Consider the following 14,604-nt stretch of genomic DNA (forward strand, 5'->3'; position numbering starts at 1 on the left):
GGTCGCTGACCTGCCTGCCCTCCCTGGTCAGCGGGGTTCGGCCGGCTCGACCTGTGCACGGCAGGCCGGCGCTGCGTACCCCTCGCCGCGGGACCGTGCCGCGTGTGTGTCGGTGCGCCGGCCTACTCGGCCGTCAGCCGGAGTCGCCTGTCCCGTTCCCCGCCGGTCAGCGTCAACCGGTCGCCGTCGATCTCGTAGGAGGGCTCCCCGGCGAGCACATCCAGTACGGTGCGTTCGAACCGGTCGACGTGCTGGCCGCAGGACATGTTCGTCGTCGTGATCTCCTCGACGTCCAGCCGCGATCCGGTCGCGGTGTAACGGGCGTCGAGGGAGTTGCAACCGGCGTTTCCCCGCACCTCGCCGCCTGCGGCGAAGGTCAGGTGCGCCGCGGCGTCGCGCGGCACCGAGGACGCGACGTCCCCGTCGAGCACCGTGTCCACGAGCCATCGAGTCTCCTCGAGTGCGCGGTCCGGCTCGGCCTCGCCGCTGTCGGCCAGCACGATGGTTGTCTCGCCGCCTGCCAGGACCAGTGTCTCGTCGTCGAGCTCGACTGCGGGCTCGCCGGTCAGGAAACCGGACAGCCATTCGTCCTGTTCCGCCAGCTCCGGCGAACAGCCGATCTCGGTGCCGCCGAGCCCGTTCACCTGGAGCCTGCCATCCTGCAGGCGGACGTTCCCGAACAGGTGGTTGCAACCGGCGTGCGCCCTGAGCTCCCCGCCGTCGAAGGTCAACCGCACCTCGGTGCCGTCGACCAACGGGCGCGGCTCGCCTCCCTCGCTCACGGAGGTGGACACGAACGTCCGGTCCTCGGGCAGCTCGGCCGCCTGCTGGCCTGCGCCGTCCGTGCCGCAGCCTGCGAGTGCCAGCATCGCCAGGGACGTGCCGATCGTGGTCGGTCTCATCATCCCTACTACGCGCGAGCCCCCGGGCGTGGTTGCCCCGGACACGGATGTCCCGGGACGCGTCCCGATCCGGCCGGCATGGGGAGAATCGAGTATGCACGCGGTGTCGTCCCGGACAAGCCCTGCCGCACTGCCGGACCGTCTCGCCGTCTACGGCACGCTCATGCGCGGCGCCGCCGCGTGGCACTGTCTCGCGCCGCTGGTCGCGGCGCATGAGGGTGGGTGCACGCTTCCCGGCATGCTGTACGACACGGGGCGCGGCTATCCCGCCTACCGACCCGACAGTCACCGGTCCGGCTGCGGCCCCGGCGTACCTGCCCAGTGCGTGCGGCTCCGTGACCCGGAATCGGCCTGGCCGCAGCTGGATCGTTACGAGGGGCCCGACTACGAGCGCACCCGGACCACCCTGCACGGCGGCCTCGAGTGCTGGGTGTATGTCTGGATCCGACCGGTCGACGGGATGCCGCCCCTGCCGCACGGATGGCTCGGGCACACGCACAGGTAGCTGTCGCGCCGGAGCTCACGGTGTATCAGCGCCGCGCGACGGGTACCGCTGCGGGCGCAGCGCCGGGAGTTGGGGGATCCTCCAAGGTGTCCTGTCACGCGTCCGGCCGTTCTTGTGGTCTCCACCGATGGATCCACCCGGTTGACAGTGATCCAATTCACACTACGACGCGTGCGGGCGCCGACCCGTGTGACTCGTTGAACCACTGGTCACCGACTTTTCCAGTGGGATCGACCAGCTGGCAGGGTAAATGATCAGCTGGTGCCACGCGCAAGGAGGCGAACGATGGCGACGGACAGGGCGGACACGACGGAGCAGCCGGACACACCGGAGCCGGACGGGATGGAGCGGGGCCCCATAGACAGGTTCTTCCAGCTCACGAAGCTGGGCACGAACGTGCGCCGGGAGACGATCGCGGGAATGACCACGTTCCTGGCGATGGCGTACATCCTGTTCGTCAACCCCTCCGTGCTCGGCGAGACCGGGATGGACACCGACGCGGTGTTCGTCGCGACGGCACTCGCCGCCGCACTCGGCACGCTCATCATGGGGGTGTGGGCGCGTTACCCGATCGCGCTGGCACCGGGGATGGGGCTGAACGCGTTCTTCGCGTTCACGGTGGTGCTCGTGATGGGCATCGACTGGCAGGTCGCGCTCGTCGGGACGTTCGTCTCCGGCCTCCTGTTCTTCGTCCTGGCGATGACCGGGGTCCGCGAAGCGATCATCAACGCGATCCCGTTGCAGCTCAAGCTCGCGGTGGGAGCCGGGATCGGCATGTTCATCGCGTTCATCGGCCTGCAGAACGCCGAGATCGTGGTGCCGTCCGAGGCGACGTACGTGACCCTCGGCGATCTCACCCGGCCGGCGACGCTGCTGGCCGTCTTCGGCGTGGTCGTCACGGCGGCGCTGCTGCTGCGCGGGTTCAACGGCGCGGTGTTCTACGGGATGGTCCTCACCGGTGTGCTCGGGGTCGCCACCAGCCTGATCGACCCGCCTGCCGGCGCGGTGTCCGCGGTGCCCAGCCTCGCGCCGACATTCGGTGAGGCGCTTGTCAACCTGCCCGAGCTGCTGAGCTCGCAGATGATCATCGTGGTGTTCACGATGCTGTTCGTGGACTTCTTCGACACCTCGGGAACCCTGATCGCGATCGCAGGTCAGGCCGGTTTCCTGAAGGACGGCAAGCTGCCGAGGGCGAAGCGCGCGCTGGGTGCCGACTCGATCGCGACGATGGGCGGCGCGATCCTTGGTACGTCGACGACCACCTCGTACATCGAGTCCTCGGCCGGTGTGGCAGCCGGGGGACGTACCGGGCTGGCCTCGGTGGTGACCTCGCTGCTGTTCCTGCTGTCGCTGTTCTTCTCCCCGTTGCTCGCCGTGGTGACTCCGGAGGTCACAGCCCCCGCACTGATCGTCGTCGGGGTGCTCATGGCCAAGGGGCTCGGCGACATCGAGTGGCACAAGCTGGAGTTCGCGATCCCGGTGTTCGTGACCGTGATCGCGATGCCGCTGACCTTCTCGATCGCCAACGGCATCGCGATGGGGCTGCTGCTCTTCCCGCTGCTGATGGTGGTCAAGGGCCGGTGGCGCGATGTGCACCCGATCGGCTACGTGCTGTTCGTGATCATCCTCGCCTACTTCATCTGGCTGGTCTGACCGCCCGGCGGCTCACCCCGTCCAGGCGTCCACCTCGGCCAGTAGCGCGGACTTGCGCTCACTGCCGAGGAAGGATGCCCGGACGGAGTTCGCGGCGAGCTGCCGGAGCTGTTCCCGGGTGATCCCGAGATGCTCGCGGACCGCGGAGAAGTTCTCCCCGACGTACCCGCCGAAGTACGCGGGATCGTCGGAGTTGATCGTGACCATGAGCCCTTCGGCCATCAGCCGGGGCAGGGTGTGCTGGGACAGGTGGTCGAACGAGCCCAGCCGCACGTTGGACAACGGGCACACGGTGAGCGGGGTCTGCTCGCGGCGCAGCCGGTCGACAAGCCCGGGGTCGTACAGCGCCCGGATACCGTGGTCGACACGTTCCACCCGGAGCAGGTCGAGAGCCTCCCGCACGTACTCGGCAGGCCCCTCCTCGCCCGCGTGCGCGACCGCGCGCAGTCCCAGCTCGCGCGCCCGCTCGAAGACGTCGGTGAACTTCGACGGCGGGTGCCCCACCTCCGCGGAGTCCAGGCCGACACCGATGATGTGGTCCAGGAACGGCTCGGCGAGGCGCAGGGTGTCCATGGCCGACCCGGCGCTCTCGTCACGCAGGAAACACAGGATGAGCTCGGCCGTGACGCCGCTGTCGGCCACCTCGGCGATCCCCTCGGAGAGCCCTTCCACGATGGGCGCCATCTCCACGCCCCTGGCGAGGTGTGCCTGCGGGTCGAAGAAGATCTCCGCGTGCCGCACGCCCTGCCGGGCGGACTCCCGCAGGTACGCTGCGGCCAGCTCCCGGAAGTCCCGGCGCGTGCGTAGCACGGCCATGTTGGCGTAGTAGATGTCCAGGAAGGACTGCAGGTCGGTGAACTCGTACCGGGACCGGAGCTCGGCTACCGAGCTGTAGGGAAGCTCGACCTCGTTGCGGCGGGCCAGCTCGAAAACCATCTCGGGCTCCATCGTGCCCTCGATGTGTACGTGCAGTTCGGCTTTCGGGATGTCCAGCATGACCATCAGCCTGCCACCGGTAGCGGGGAGCAAGCCATGGGCACCCGTGCTCGGGCACCCGTGGTGGGGAGCCGAAGGTGACACTGGGCTCCTTCTACTTCAACGGACGCCACCTTCGGCTCGCCCTTCCGGGCTTCGACGGCACGGGTCAGGAGAAGTCCGACAGGGCGCGGGCGAGCTCGGCCGGTATCTCGGTGGGCACGACACCGTCGTCGGAGCGGCGCATGCAGGCGACCGTCTGCGTTCCCTGGGCGGTGAGCACGGATGCACGGTGGAAGTCGAAGTCCATCACGATCCGGCTCCCGCTCGCGGCTCGCAGGGCCATGGAGACCTCGACCTCGTCCAGCGCGAAACACTCCGCGTAGTAGTTCATCGAGCACGACACGGTGACCATGACGAGGTCTCCCGCGCACAGGCTGCGCAGCACGCCCGGGGCATGGTCCGCGAGAAAGCGTTCCCTGCAGTGACCCTGCCAGTGCAGGTAGTGCGCGAAGTAGACGTTGCCGACCATGTTGGTCTCGTCCAGGGTCACCACATGCCGGTACGCGTAGCGGCGCATGCTCACCTCCTGTAGGGAAGCGCGACGGAGACAACCGCGAGCGAGCCCGGCTCGCGCGCACGCACCTTCGCGGTCGCGACCTGCACGCCTCCGCCGCGAAGCACAGCGATCCCGTCCTCCGTGACCTCATCGACCCGTAACGCCGTGTCCCGCTCGGAGCCGAGCTCGTCGAGCGCCTCCCGGGCGGTCGACACCCTTGTCATCGTCAGTGCAGGTTCCTCGCCGAGCTTCTCGCACAGTGCTTCGGCGGTGCGCGGGTCACCGGTACCGGAAAGTGCGGGGCGGTTCGTGGGGAGCGTGTCCGGAAGTGCATCCCAGCCCACACCGACCGGTCCCGGAGCCAACGCGAGCAGCAGCCGCCCGGACGTATGGCTCGTGCTGGCGTGGTGCCCGTCGACGAGCAGCCCGCCTGCGGTGTCGTGCCCTGCCTGAGCTCCGGTGATGCGTTCGGCCGCGGCCGCGCCGTCCTGCCGCGTTCCGGGAACGGTCACGAGCTCGACGCCGTCGGCGATGTCGCACTCGATGAGCCTGCGGGTCAGCCACGGACCCACGAGTCGCTCGGGCAGCTCCTCCTGGTACGCCGGTGACGTGACGGCACGCAGCCGCAGACCCTGCCAGCGCGCGACCACCGCACCGTCCGGGTCGGCGAGGTCGACGTCGAACACGTAGTCCGTTGCCGTGTGCGAGCGCTCGACGGCGGTCACCCGCAGTGGCCCTTCCGGGAGACGCCGGATCGTGACCCGGTCCACGCCGACAGGGAGCGCGCGCCGGTGCGGAACGCACGCCAGCAACGCATGGAGCGTCGCGTCGTGCGCAGCGGGGTCGCCGAGCAGTAGCTCGTTGCCGTGGAACTCGGAGAACCATCGTTGCCGCTGTCCGGCACGGATCCACGCGCTGACGCGGAACGCGGAGAGCGCGTCGTAGCGCAGCAACCGGCGGAACCTCCCGCCGTGGAACAACACGCCCCCGTAGAGCTCGTGCTCCTGCCGTTCGGGGTCCTCCGGTGGTTCCGCCCGGGCGACGTGCGCGGGCGGGTCGGGGGCGTCCGAGACAGTGCCGGTGAACCGGTCGCTGCCGAACCCGTCGGAGTCGTCCCGCACGGCTGTGTCGATCCCGTGCCGCTCGGCCAGCGCGGCGACCTGGACGGCGCGCCGACCGGAGTCGCTCAGGGTGAGTGGGGAGTGGAACTCGAGATCGGTCATGGACCACGCCGGTCGGGTACCCGAGACCAGCACGGCGCTCTGTGCCATCGCTTCCATCGCGACGACCGCGGGCAGTACGGGGACTCCGTCGATGCGGTGGTCGTCCAGGTACGGGTCGTCGCCGAGGGAGAGCTCCGACTCGGTGACCGCCTCGACGCCGGGGACGTGGGCGCGCGCGTACTCCGCGAAACGCAGCGTTGGCGGGGCCGGGCCTTCCACCCGCAGGGTCGCTGTGGCGGGGAACCGCGAGGTGACCAGCACCGTGGTCGGTGCCGCCGCGTCCGCGAACAGGTCCAGCAGCACCCGCACACCCTGCTCGGGTCCGATGGGCTCGACGCCCTGCCCGCGCAGGTTGTCCAGGACCCCCAGCCGCACACCCATCCCCATACCGGACCACACCGACCATTCCACGTGGTGCGCCCGGCAACCGGGATGTGCGCGCGCCCAGTCCTCGATCTCGTTCCGCATCCAGTCGTTGGCGATGCAGTACTCGGCCTGCCCGGCGAGCCCCTGCCTGCCGATGATGGACCCGAAGCCGACGAGCAGGCGCAGGTCGTCGCCGAGGGCGTCGAGCAGTACCCGCAGTCCCTCGACCTTCGGCCGGAGCGTGCGCTCGAACGACTCCGGTGTGACATCACCGAGCGTGCGTGGCTCGTTGAGACCGGCGCCGTGCACGAGCCCGCGGATCGGCCCGTAGCCACGGGCCGTGGTCACCATCGCGGCGACCGAGGATTCGTCGGTCACGTCGCAGCTGATGTAGTGCGCGGGCACCCGCCCGCGGAGGTCACGCAGGGCGTCGGTGACCTCGGGGTCGTCCTGTGGCGACCGGCCGAGGAACACCGGCGTGCAGCCGGTGTGCTCGGCGAGCCCCGCGGCGGTGTACGCGGTGATGCCCCGCACCCCTCCGGTCACAAGGCACACGCCGTCGAGCTCCACCGTGGCCGCTTCGGCCCCGGCAACGGGCCGCGCGACCGCGGTGCGGCGCTCGAGCTGCCCGCCGTCGCACTCGCGCAGCTCCAGGTACCGCTCACCGTGAATCCCGGTGAGCTCGTCGGGCGGTATGCGGCGGTACAGGTCGGGCACGGCGAGGACGGTGACCCGGCACCGGTCCAGCTCGCTCGCGACACTACGGGCGAGTCCCGCTGCCGCGGGGTGCCCGTCGTGGACCACGAGCAGGTGCGCGGGATCGCGGCCGCCGATCTCGCCGAGCAGCTCGGCGATCTCCGTGCGGGTGGTCTCCGCGGGCAGGGCGACGGCGAATCCGTCGGCTTGCGTATCGCCGCCGCCTGCGAGCTCGTGCGACCAGTGCCCGGCAGGGGCGTGCACGTGCCAGCGAACCGCGGGGGACTCCGTGCGCTCGTGCTGCGGCGCGGTGAACGGCACCCAGGGCGAGGAGAACTGCCGGACCCACCCGCGTACGCCTGGCACGCCCGGCGCGCCTTCCTCCCCGGCCGGGTGGGTCTCCGGCAGGTCCTCGATGACCGCGGCGGCTTCGGCGAAGGTGGCGTCGCCGAGCGAGAGCGGTGCACCGGGGGGTTGCTTGCCCTGCGCGCGCGCCACCGTGGCGACCGCCTCGACGACCTGGAGCGAGGTCATGTGCAGGTCCCTGAGCAGCGAGCTCGATGGGGACACGGCGTCGGTGGGGAGCTCGAGCAGCGTCGCCAGGTGGCGGGTGAGCGCGGCGCGCGCGTCCTCGCAGGTAGGCGCGGGCTCCTCCGCCGCCACCCGTTCCGTGCCCCGCGTGTCCGGCTCGGCTCCCCGCACCTCGGCTCCCCGCACCTCGGCTGCGTCGGCCCAGCCCTCCCTGTTCTCGCACGGACTCGCGACGAACTCGGGTACGGCCTCGATATCCAGCGGGCGGTAGGGCCGGTCGGAGAACCACGGTTCGAGGTCGGCTCCCGCGCACGCCGCGAGCAATGCTGTGACGAAGGCGTGCCGCTCGTCGGCGCCGCCACAGTCCATGCTCACCGCGGGAACCGCGGTGTTCGACTCGGCCAACCCGGCGAGTGCGGTTCCGGGGCCTGCCTCGACGAGCAGGTCACAACGGTCGGCGAGGTGCGTGACCGCCTCCGCAAACCGTACGGGGCTGGTGAGCTGCGCGACGAGCCGCTCGCGGAGCTCGTCCGGCGACGCCTCGCTCGGTCGGCCGGTGATCGTGGAAACCACAGGCGCGCCCGGACGGTCCAGCGGGACATCGGCGAGCGCGTCCCGCATGGACCGTGCCACCGGGAGCATCGCCGTACTGTGAAACCCGTGCGACACGGCGAGCCTGCTCGCCGGGACACCGGCGTCGGCCGCGCGCTCGACGATGCGGTCGATGTCGGCGACCGTACCGGAGACCACCATCCGTTCCGCCGCGTTGTACGCGGAGATCACGGCGCCGGTGTCCCGGATCAGTTCCTCGACGCGATCCGCCGTGGCGGAGACGCCTGCCATGGTCGTGTCCCCCGCGCCGAGCCTGGCCATCAGCCGCCCCCGTACGCGCGCCAGCTCCAGTGCCTGTGCAGCGGTGCACGACCCCGCCCAGTGCAACGCGGTGATCTCGCCGAGGCTGTGCCCGGTGGCGGCGACGCCGGTGCACCCCAGCTCGCCGAGCCAGGCAAGGGCAGCGAGGGACTGGCGCAGGATGGCGGGCTGAGCGATCTCGGTGTCCGCCGAGACCTGCCGCTCGACCAGCTCCGCAGGCGGGTCCGGAACGTCGAGGTGGCGCGCCCACCACGGCAGCGTCCACCGGACCGGGGCAGCCTGCCCGGGAAAGAGCAGCCCCACCCGAGCGGGACCGGCCGAGCCGAGCGCGTAGCCTGCGTTCCGGTCGAAGCGGGGGCTGCCGTCCCATCCGTCGGTCGCGGCCGCGGCGGCGTCGGCCGCGGCCGCCAGCTCGTCCGGGGTGCGCGCCACCAGTGCTGCCCGCCACGGGCGGGACCCGCGGCGCTCGTGCCATGCGGTCGCGGCGATGTCGGTGACCTCGGCGGTGCTGAGGTCCCTCGCGGATCGGGCCAGCCGCGTGAGGCGGTCGGCGAGCTCTCCGAGCCCATCGGCTCCGAGGCAGACGATCTCGTGCGGCCCGGCGCGGTCCGACCAGCGCCGGGCCACGGTGGGTAGCACCCGCGGGGCGGGTCCGGTTCCTTCGAGGACGATGTGCACGTTGATGCCACCGAAACCCATCGAGGATACCCCGGCGCGGGGCGTTTCCTCGGGCCACGGCTCCGGGGCATCGAGGATGCGGAGGGGAACGTCGTTCCCGCTGCCGTCTCGAAGCAGATCCACCGGCCGTTCGCAGCCGGTGATCGGTGGCAACACCCGGTTGTGCGTGGCCATCGCCGCCTTGATCAGACCCGCGACGCCTGCGGCGGCCTTGGTGTGGCCGATGTTGGCCTTGACCGACCCTATGGCCGCCGGCGATGCCGTGCGGCCGCGAGCCGAGATCAACGCTTCCAGCTCGACCGCGTCGCCGATCGCCGTTCCGGTTCCGTGCCCCTCGATCAGCTGGGCCTGACAGGGTTGCAGCCCCGCCGAGTGGTAGGCGCGGCGCAAGGCGAGCACCTGACCGCCGTGTTCCGGGCGGGTCAGGCCTCCGGCGCCGTCCGATGAGGATGCCCAGCCGACGATGTGCGCGTAGCTTCGCAGGCCGCGCCGTTCGGCGTCCTCGGCGCGCATGAGAGCGATCACGCCGCAGCCCTCGCCGGGCAGGAACCCGGTCGGCCTGGCGTCGTAGACCCGCATGTCGGACCCGGCGAGGGCGCCGAGCCGGGAGAAGCCCACCAGCTCGAGGGGGTCGAGTGACATGTCGACACCGCCTGCGAGCACGAAGTCGCACTCCCCCGATGCGAGAGCACGCGATGCCGTCGTCACCGCGAGCAGGCTCGACGAGCAGGCGCCGTCCACGGTGTATCCGGTTCCGTTGAAGTCGAAGTAGTTGCAGATCCGGCCCGCGATGGTGTTGGCGAGGGAGCCGGCGAGCGTCTCGTCCCCCGGTTCCGGGAATGGCTGCTTGACGAGACCTTCGAGCCTGCGCAACACATCATGGGACAGGTCCGTGGACGCTCCCGCTTCCTGCAGCGCGGTCGCCGCCGCATCGGCGAGGAACGGCCAGCGCAGCCGGAGCATGCCCGCGCGGCTGAACTCGCCCGCGAGCGAGTTGCCGAGGACCACGCCCGCCGTACTCCGGTCGATACCGTCGCCACCCGCGAAACCGGCATCGGCGAGGGCGGCGGCCGCTGTCTCCAGGGCGAGCCAGTGTGTCTGGTCGGCTGCCCGGTACAGCGGACCCGGCACGCCGAACCGCGCCCGGTCGAAGGTCCAGTCGCGCAGTACGGCCGCGTGGCTCGCGTAGGTGTGGTCCGGCTCGCCGGGCTCGGCGCGGTAGGCGGCGGGTAACCGGCGTTCCGGGATGCGCCGGAATGCCCGCCGCTTACCCAGTACCGTCTGCCAGAGTTCCTCCGGCGTCGTCGCGTCGGGGTACCGGCATGCCATGCCCACGATGGCGATCCGGTTCGTGCTCACAGGCTGCCTCCCCGCGGTCCCGGCGCTATGGGGGCCGTGGCACGCGCTGTAGCAGGGGTGAGGCGATGGGTCAGGCGCTCGCGGAACCCGGCGCCCACCGGGCCCAGCTTCGCTTCGGTGACGAGGACGACTCCGCGCAGCGCGCAGGTGATCACGAGAGCGAAGAACAGGCCGAAGACCACCCCGTAGACGACCAGGATCCCGTAGATCGCGGCCGTGACCAGACCGAAGACGACCTGGTTGCGCGTCTTTACCGGAGTCGTCCCCGGATCGGTGATCATGTAGTTCGTGTACAGGATGAACGCCACACCTGTCACCGGTAGTAGCGCGGCCGCCAGCGAGTGGTCGAGGATCAACCAGCGCAGGACGGCTTGCGCGACGAACCCACCGGCCCAGGCCAGGATCAGGGGCAGCTTGCCGGTGAGCTTCGCGTTCAGCATCGTCCCCAGCATCAGGATGCCCAGCGGGACCAGCCAGTCGATCGCGCCGGTCACGTCGTTGGTGAAGTGGTAGGGCGGGGCGATCCCTACCCAGGGGAACAGCACGAGCGTGATCGCGATGCCCGCGTTGGAGGGGTTGAGCACGTGCCGGAGTTTGCCGCGCAGCCTGAGACGTACGGCGTACTTGCTGGTGTTGGCCACCACGACCGCGAAGATGTACGGCCACATCGACGAGTTGCCGTAGAGCAACATCGCGCACGCCAGGGCCGTGATGTGCGGGGGCAGCAGGAACACCATCAGCGCACCGCGCCCTCCCGCGTACTCCGGGGTCACCTCCCGCGCCCAGCTGTCCAGCCACTCGAACAGCAACGCTGTTGCGTAGCTGGCCAGGAGGGCGACGATCGGCGTGATGGGGGACTGCTCGAAGCCGAGTACCAGGTGTCCCACGATCGTGAACGCGGTGATGGAGATGGCGAAGCGGCGCAGCGCCTTCACCCGGGTGTCCACGGCGGGCTTCCGGCCCTGCTGCCCGTCCTGTCCGGAACCGGTCCCGTGCGAGACTCCGGACGCGTCGGTGCTCGGGGGTGTAGTCGTGGTGGTCATCGCATGTCCGCCGTTCCGTCGGTGCCGAGTACCACGGTGTGGTCGCCGGGGCCGACGTCCACGGAGTCCGTGTGGACGTCGTCGCCATCGCGCCAGGTGATCGTGGCCCGGCTCGATTCGCCTCCGGGCAGGGCGAGGTGTGCCTCGCTCGCGGATACCCCTGCGTGCCCGTTGGACGGGTAGAGCTGGGTTCGCTTGCGCTGCCCGTTCACTTCGTGCTCGACATGGGCGCCGATGGCGTCCCGAAGCCCGCCCGCCGATCCCGGTCGCAGGATCCGGACGAACGCCGCTTGCCCCTCGGGCTCCGTGCGGTTGCGTAGCAGCACGGAGTCCTCCCATTGGTTTGCGACGAGGACGTCGAGCGAGCCGTCGCCGTCGACGTCGCCGAACGCGAACCCGCGCGACACGTGCGGGCTGCCGAGCCCGGCCCGCTTCGCGACGTCGAAGTAGCGTCCCTGCTCACCCTGTGCCCACAGCCGGTTGTGCTCGTGACCCGACACGTCGTCCCCCTGGCGGAAGTTGGGCCAGGCTTCGGGGTGGTGCAGCAGGTCGTCGTTGCCCATCGCCAGCTCGTGCAGCTCCGGCCACCGGTTGCGCTCACCCTTGATGAAGCCCGTGGCCTGGAGGAACTCATCGGTTCCCGAGTTGTCGAAGTCGCCTGCCTTCACGTCCCAGGACCACCCGCTGCGCGCGAGGCCGAGCTGTTCCGCCCGCTGCGTGTACGGCACATCCCCGTCGAGCAACCGGGAGCCGTCCCCGTTCGGCACGAAGGCGAAGTTGCTCTCGTGCAACGCGAACGGGCTGGTGATGTTGCTGACCATGATCATGGGAAGCCGCTCGCCGGGCTGGTAGCTGTAGGTGACGCCCATGCCCTTGAACGATCCGTGCCCGAGGACCTGCGAAGAGGGTGTTGTCAGATCCCGGCTGCCCTCGACCTGGGTGAACTCCGCCGCACCCTGGCTCGAGGTGTTCACGAGCAGGCTGTCGGGGCCGAAGTCGTTGGCCGTGTACAGGTCCGGGAGGTTGTTGCCGGTCAGGTCCTGCCACCCGAACGCCAGGGTCCACGCCTCGGCGGCGTCGGCAGGCAGTGCGGTGCTCGCGTCGGTGAAATCCGGCTTCTCGTTCGCCTCCCCGGTCGGCGTGCTGAGGAACAGCCGGTTGATTCCGGCGTTGCGTGCCTTGCCCATCGAGTGCTGCATCCGCATGCGGTCGTCCTCGGAGGCCTCGGGGTCGAGGACTTTCGCCCCGTCGGGGAAGTAGTTGCCTGCGATGATGTCGAGATGGCCGCTTCCGTCCACATCGGCCACGGACAGCGCCGAGGTGTTCCATACCTCCATGGGCTCGACGACCTCGTGGGCCCGGAAGTCTTCGGCGACGGGTGTAGCGCCGGGCTCACCTTCGTTGAGGAACAGCACCGGCGAACGACCCCAGTAGTAGACGAGGAAGTCCTCGGTCCCGTCCTCGTCGAAGTCGGCGGGCACGCACCCCATGGGCGCCATGGTGGAGTCGTACGGGAGACGTTCCGGCTCCAGGGTGAAACGCTCGTAGTCCGGCCCGTCCCCGCCGGGAACTGCGAACACCGATACCGAGTCGTCGCGCGGGTCGACCAGGCAGGCGTCCGCGGGCCGACCGAGGTCGCGCAGGTCGGTCAGGGCAGCCGCTGCGCCGACCGCGGAGATCCAGGCCTCGATGTGCTCGAGTCCGGGTTGCACGTCGCGCAGCTCGCGCGCGTCCGGTGGTGTGGAGTTGACCGGGATGGTGTCGAACGCGTACTCCGGCGAGCGGCCGGCGGACTCGGCCTCACCGAGGCTCGGCCGGACCGTGAAGACACCTGCTACGACGCACATCAGCAGGGCGACCGTCAACGGCACGGCACGACGTAACGCAGGGAGCATCGGCGGTTTCCTTCAGTGGTAGACGTTCAGTCACGGTGGTGCGGTGACCATGTCGCGCAATCGGGACTTCCACTCGCTGTAGGCCGATATGCCGGGCGAGCCGGTCAACCCCGTGGCAGCGATGTCCGTCCATTCGCGCGCGTTGTCGGGGGATACGGCGAACAGGTGCCGGCAGGCCGCGGCCGTGTGCGCGGGTACGTGCCCCGCGCGGGCCCGCGCCGCTATCGCGAAGAGCGCACCCTGGCCGAAGTGCGGCCAGTACGTACCGCACGAGTGCACCAGCCGATCCAGCTGCGCGAGATCGGCGCCTCCCGCGTAGCAGCAGGCGAGCGCAATGCCCGACCACAGGTGCGGGCGCGCCTGGGGAGGTGCCTCGTTGATAACCCTCGTGACGCCGTCCACACTGGCCGACTCGACGAACCACAGCGCGCGACCGAAGCCGGCGGCCCTGGCCTGCCAACGCTGCGTCGGTTCGCGGTCCCACCGCCTGCGCAGCGCGCGGAGCCCGCCGAAGTAGACCGCGGCGAACCCGGCCCCGTCCAGGGCCAGCCAGCGCAGCAGAGGTGTGGCCGGGATCGTGTCGGGGACGGGCATGCGCGGTACCGCCCCTGCCCAGCCGTACCCGACGTGGATCAGGTGTATGTAGTCGTCCCCCGTGCCCTCGCACAGTCGCCGCATGGCGTCGCTGCCGCCTGGGGGTACGGCATCGCGCAACGCGGCGTACATCGCCGCCCCCTCGTAGGCGAAACCGCGCTCGGTCGGCTCGATACACGACAGCGCGGGATGAGGGTCCCGCCAGTGTTTCGCGGCCAGGTTGAAGCCGGTCAGGAAGTTTCTCGCGTGCGTCTCGAGCAGCACCCGCTCATCCGGGTGGTCGAGCCGGAAGCCACGGCGCTCGAAGTCGGCCAGCTTGAGCGGCAGCCGCAGTAACCGGGCCTGGCTGGGGACCGAGGCCCCGTGTACCCGTGCCGCGCCTGCTGTGCGCATCTCCACCCCGAACTCTGGAGGATCTCCGAGTGTCACGCTCGCTACCGCCGTCGACGATCGTTCGTGCACCCTGCCGGTCGCTGGAACAACCATCAATGCACTCTATGCGTGTTGCATCAGCGCTGCTGATCGAGTGGGAACTGTGCCGGAAATGTTCACCGGATCGTGCGAGGTTTCCCATGGAGGTCGGTCCTGTCGGGATCGGACACCGGGAGCGCGGCGGTCGGCAGCTCATGCGTGAATTTCCGGTGAACGATTCCGGGTTGTACTGTCGGATAGCGCGGGTGCATGTTATCCGGACGGAGTGTCCGCTGTTTCCCGGTGCCTGCTGACGAATGCCGCTACCCCGGTGGATGAGC

General features: G+C 70.2%; 9 protein-coding genes. 2 read left to right on the forward strand and 7 right to left on the reverse strand.

Features of this window, described 5'->3' with window-relative positions:
* Positions 1-122: 122 nt before the first annotated feature.
* Positions 123-905, reverse strand: coding sequence for an META domain-containing protein (locus CHB84_RS01100; protein ID WP_089299551.1), 783 nt, complete (start codon positions 903-905; stop codon positions 123-125).
* A gap of 91 nt (positions 906-996) precedes the next feature.
* Here CHB84_RS01100 and CHB84_RS01105 point away from each other — a divergent pair, with 91 nt between their 5' ends.
* Both CHB84_RS01105 and CHB84_RS01110 read left to right on the forward strand, forming a co-directional pair.
* Positions 997-1,407 (forward strand): gamma-glutamylcyclotransferase family protein, encoded by a 411-nt coding sequence (locus CHB84_RS01105; protein WP_089299552.1) that lies wholly within the window; start codon positions 997-999, stop codon positions 1,405-1,407.
* A gap of 285 nt (positions 1,408-1,692) precedes the next feature.
* Positions 1,693-3,060 carry an NCS2 family permease gene (locus CHB84_RS01110; RefSeq protein ID WP_281251717.1) on the forward strand — a complete coding sequence of 456 codons (1,368 nt, stop codon included), beginning with the start codon at positions 1,693-1,695 and terminating at the stop codon, positions 3,058-3,060.
* 12 nt (positions 3,061-3,072) lie between these two features.
* On the opposite strand, the gene CHB84_RS01115 is transcribed toward CHB84_RS01110, so the two are convergent.
* The 6 genes from CHB84_RS01115 to CHB84_RS01140 form a co-directional block, all read right to left on the reverse strand.
* On the reverse strand, positions 3,073-4,089 hold the full coding sequence (locus tag CHB84_RS01115; RefSeq protein ID WP_245818479.1) for an adenosine deaminase: 1,017 nt from the start codon (positions 4,087-4,089) through the stop codon (positions 3,073-3,075).
* Positions 4,090-4,204: 115 nt separating this feature from the next.
* A complete protein-coding gene (locus CHB84_RS01120) occupies positions 4,205-4,615 on the reverse strand; it encodes an acyl-CoA thioesterase (RefSeq protein WP_089299553.1) in 411 nt (136 codons plus the stop codon).
* Positions 4,616-4,617: 2 nt separating this feature from the next.
* Complete coding sequence (locus CHB84_RS01125) at positions 4,618-10,320, reverse strand: type I polyketide synthase (protein ID WP_089299554.1); 5,703 nt, start codon at positions 10,318-10,320, stop codon at positions 4,618-4,620.
* Positions 10,317-11,363 (reverse strand): enediyne biosynthesis protein UnbU, encoded by a 1,047-nt coding sequence (locus CHB84_RS01130; protein ID WP_217898434.1) that lies wholly within the window; start codon positions 11,361-11,363, stop codon positions 10,317-10,319. The genes CHB84_RS01125 and CHB84_RS01130 overlap by 4 nt, the downstream gene beginning before the upstream one ends.
* Positions 11,360-13,258, reverse strand: a complete 1,899-nt coding sequence (locus CHB84_RS01135) for an FG-GAP repeat domain-containing protein (protein ID WP_089299555.1) — start codon at positions 13,256-13,258, stop codon at positions 11,360-11,362. The genes CHB84_RS01130 and CHB84_RS01135 overlap by 4 nt, the downstream gene beginning before the upstream one ends.
* Positions 13,259-13,288: 30 nt before the next feature.
* On the reverse strand, positions 13,289-14,338 hold the full coding sequence (locus tag CHB84_RS01140) for a DUF1702 family protein (RefSeq protein WP_089299556.1): 1,050 nt from the start codon (positions 14,336-14,338) through the stop codon (positions 13,289-13,291).
* Between the last annotated feature and the right edge of the window lie 266 nt (positions 14,339-14,604).

This window comes from Haloechinothrix alba, assembly GCF_900188115.1.
GTDB classification, from domain to species: domain Bacteria; phylum Actinomycetota; class Actinomycetes; order Mycobacteriales; family Pseudonocardiaceae; genus Haloechinothrix; species Haloechinothrix alba.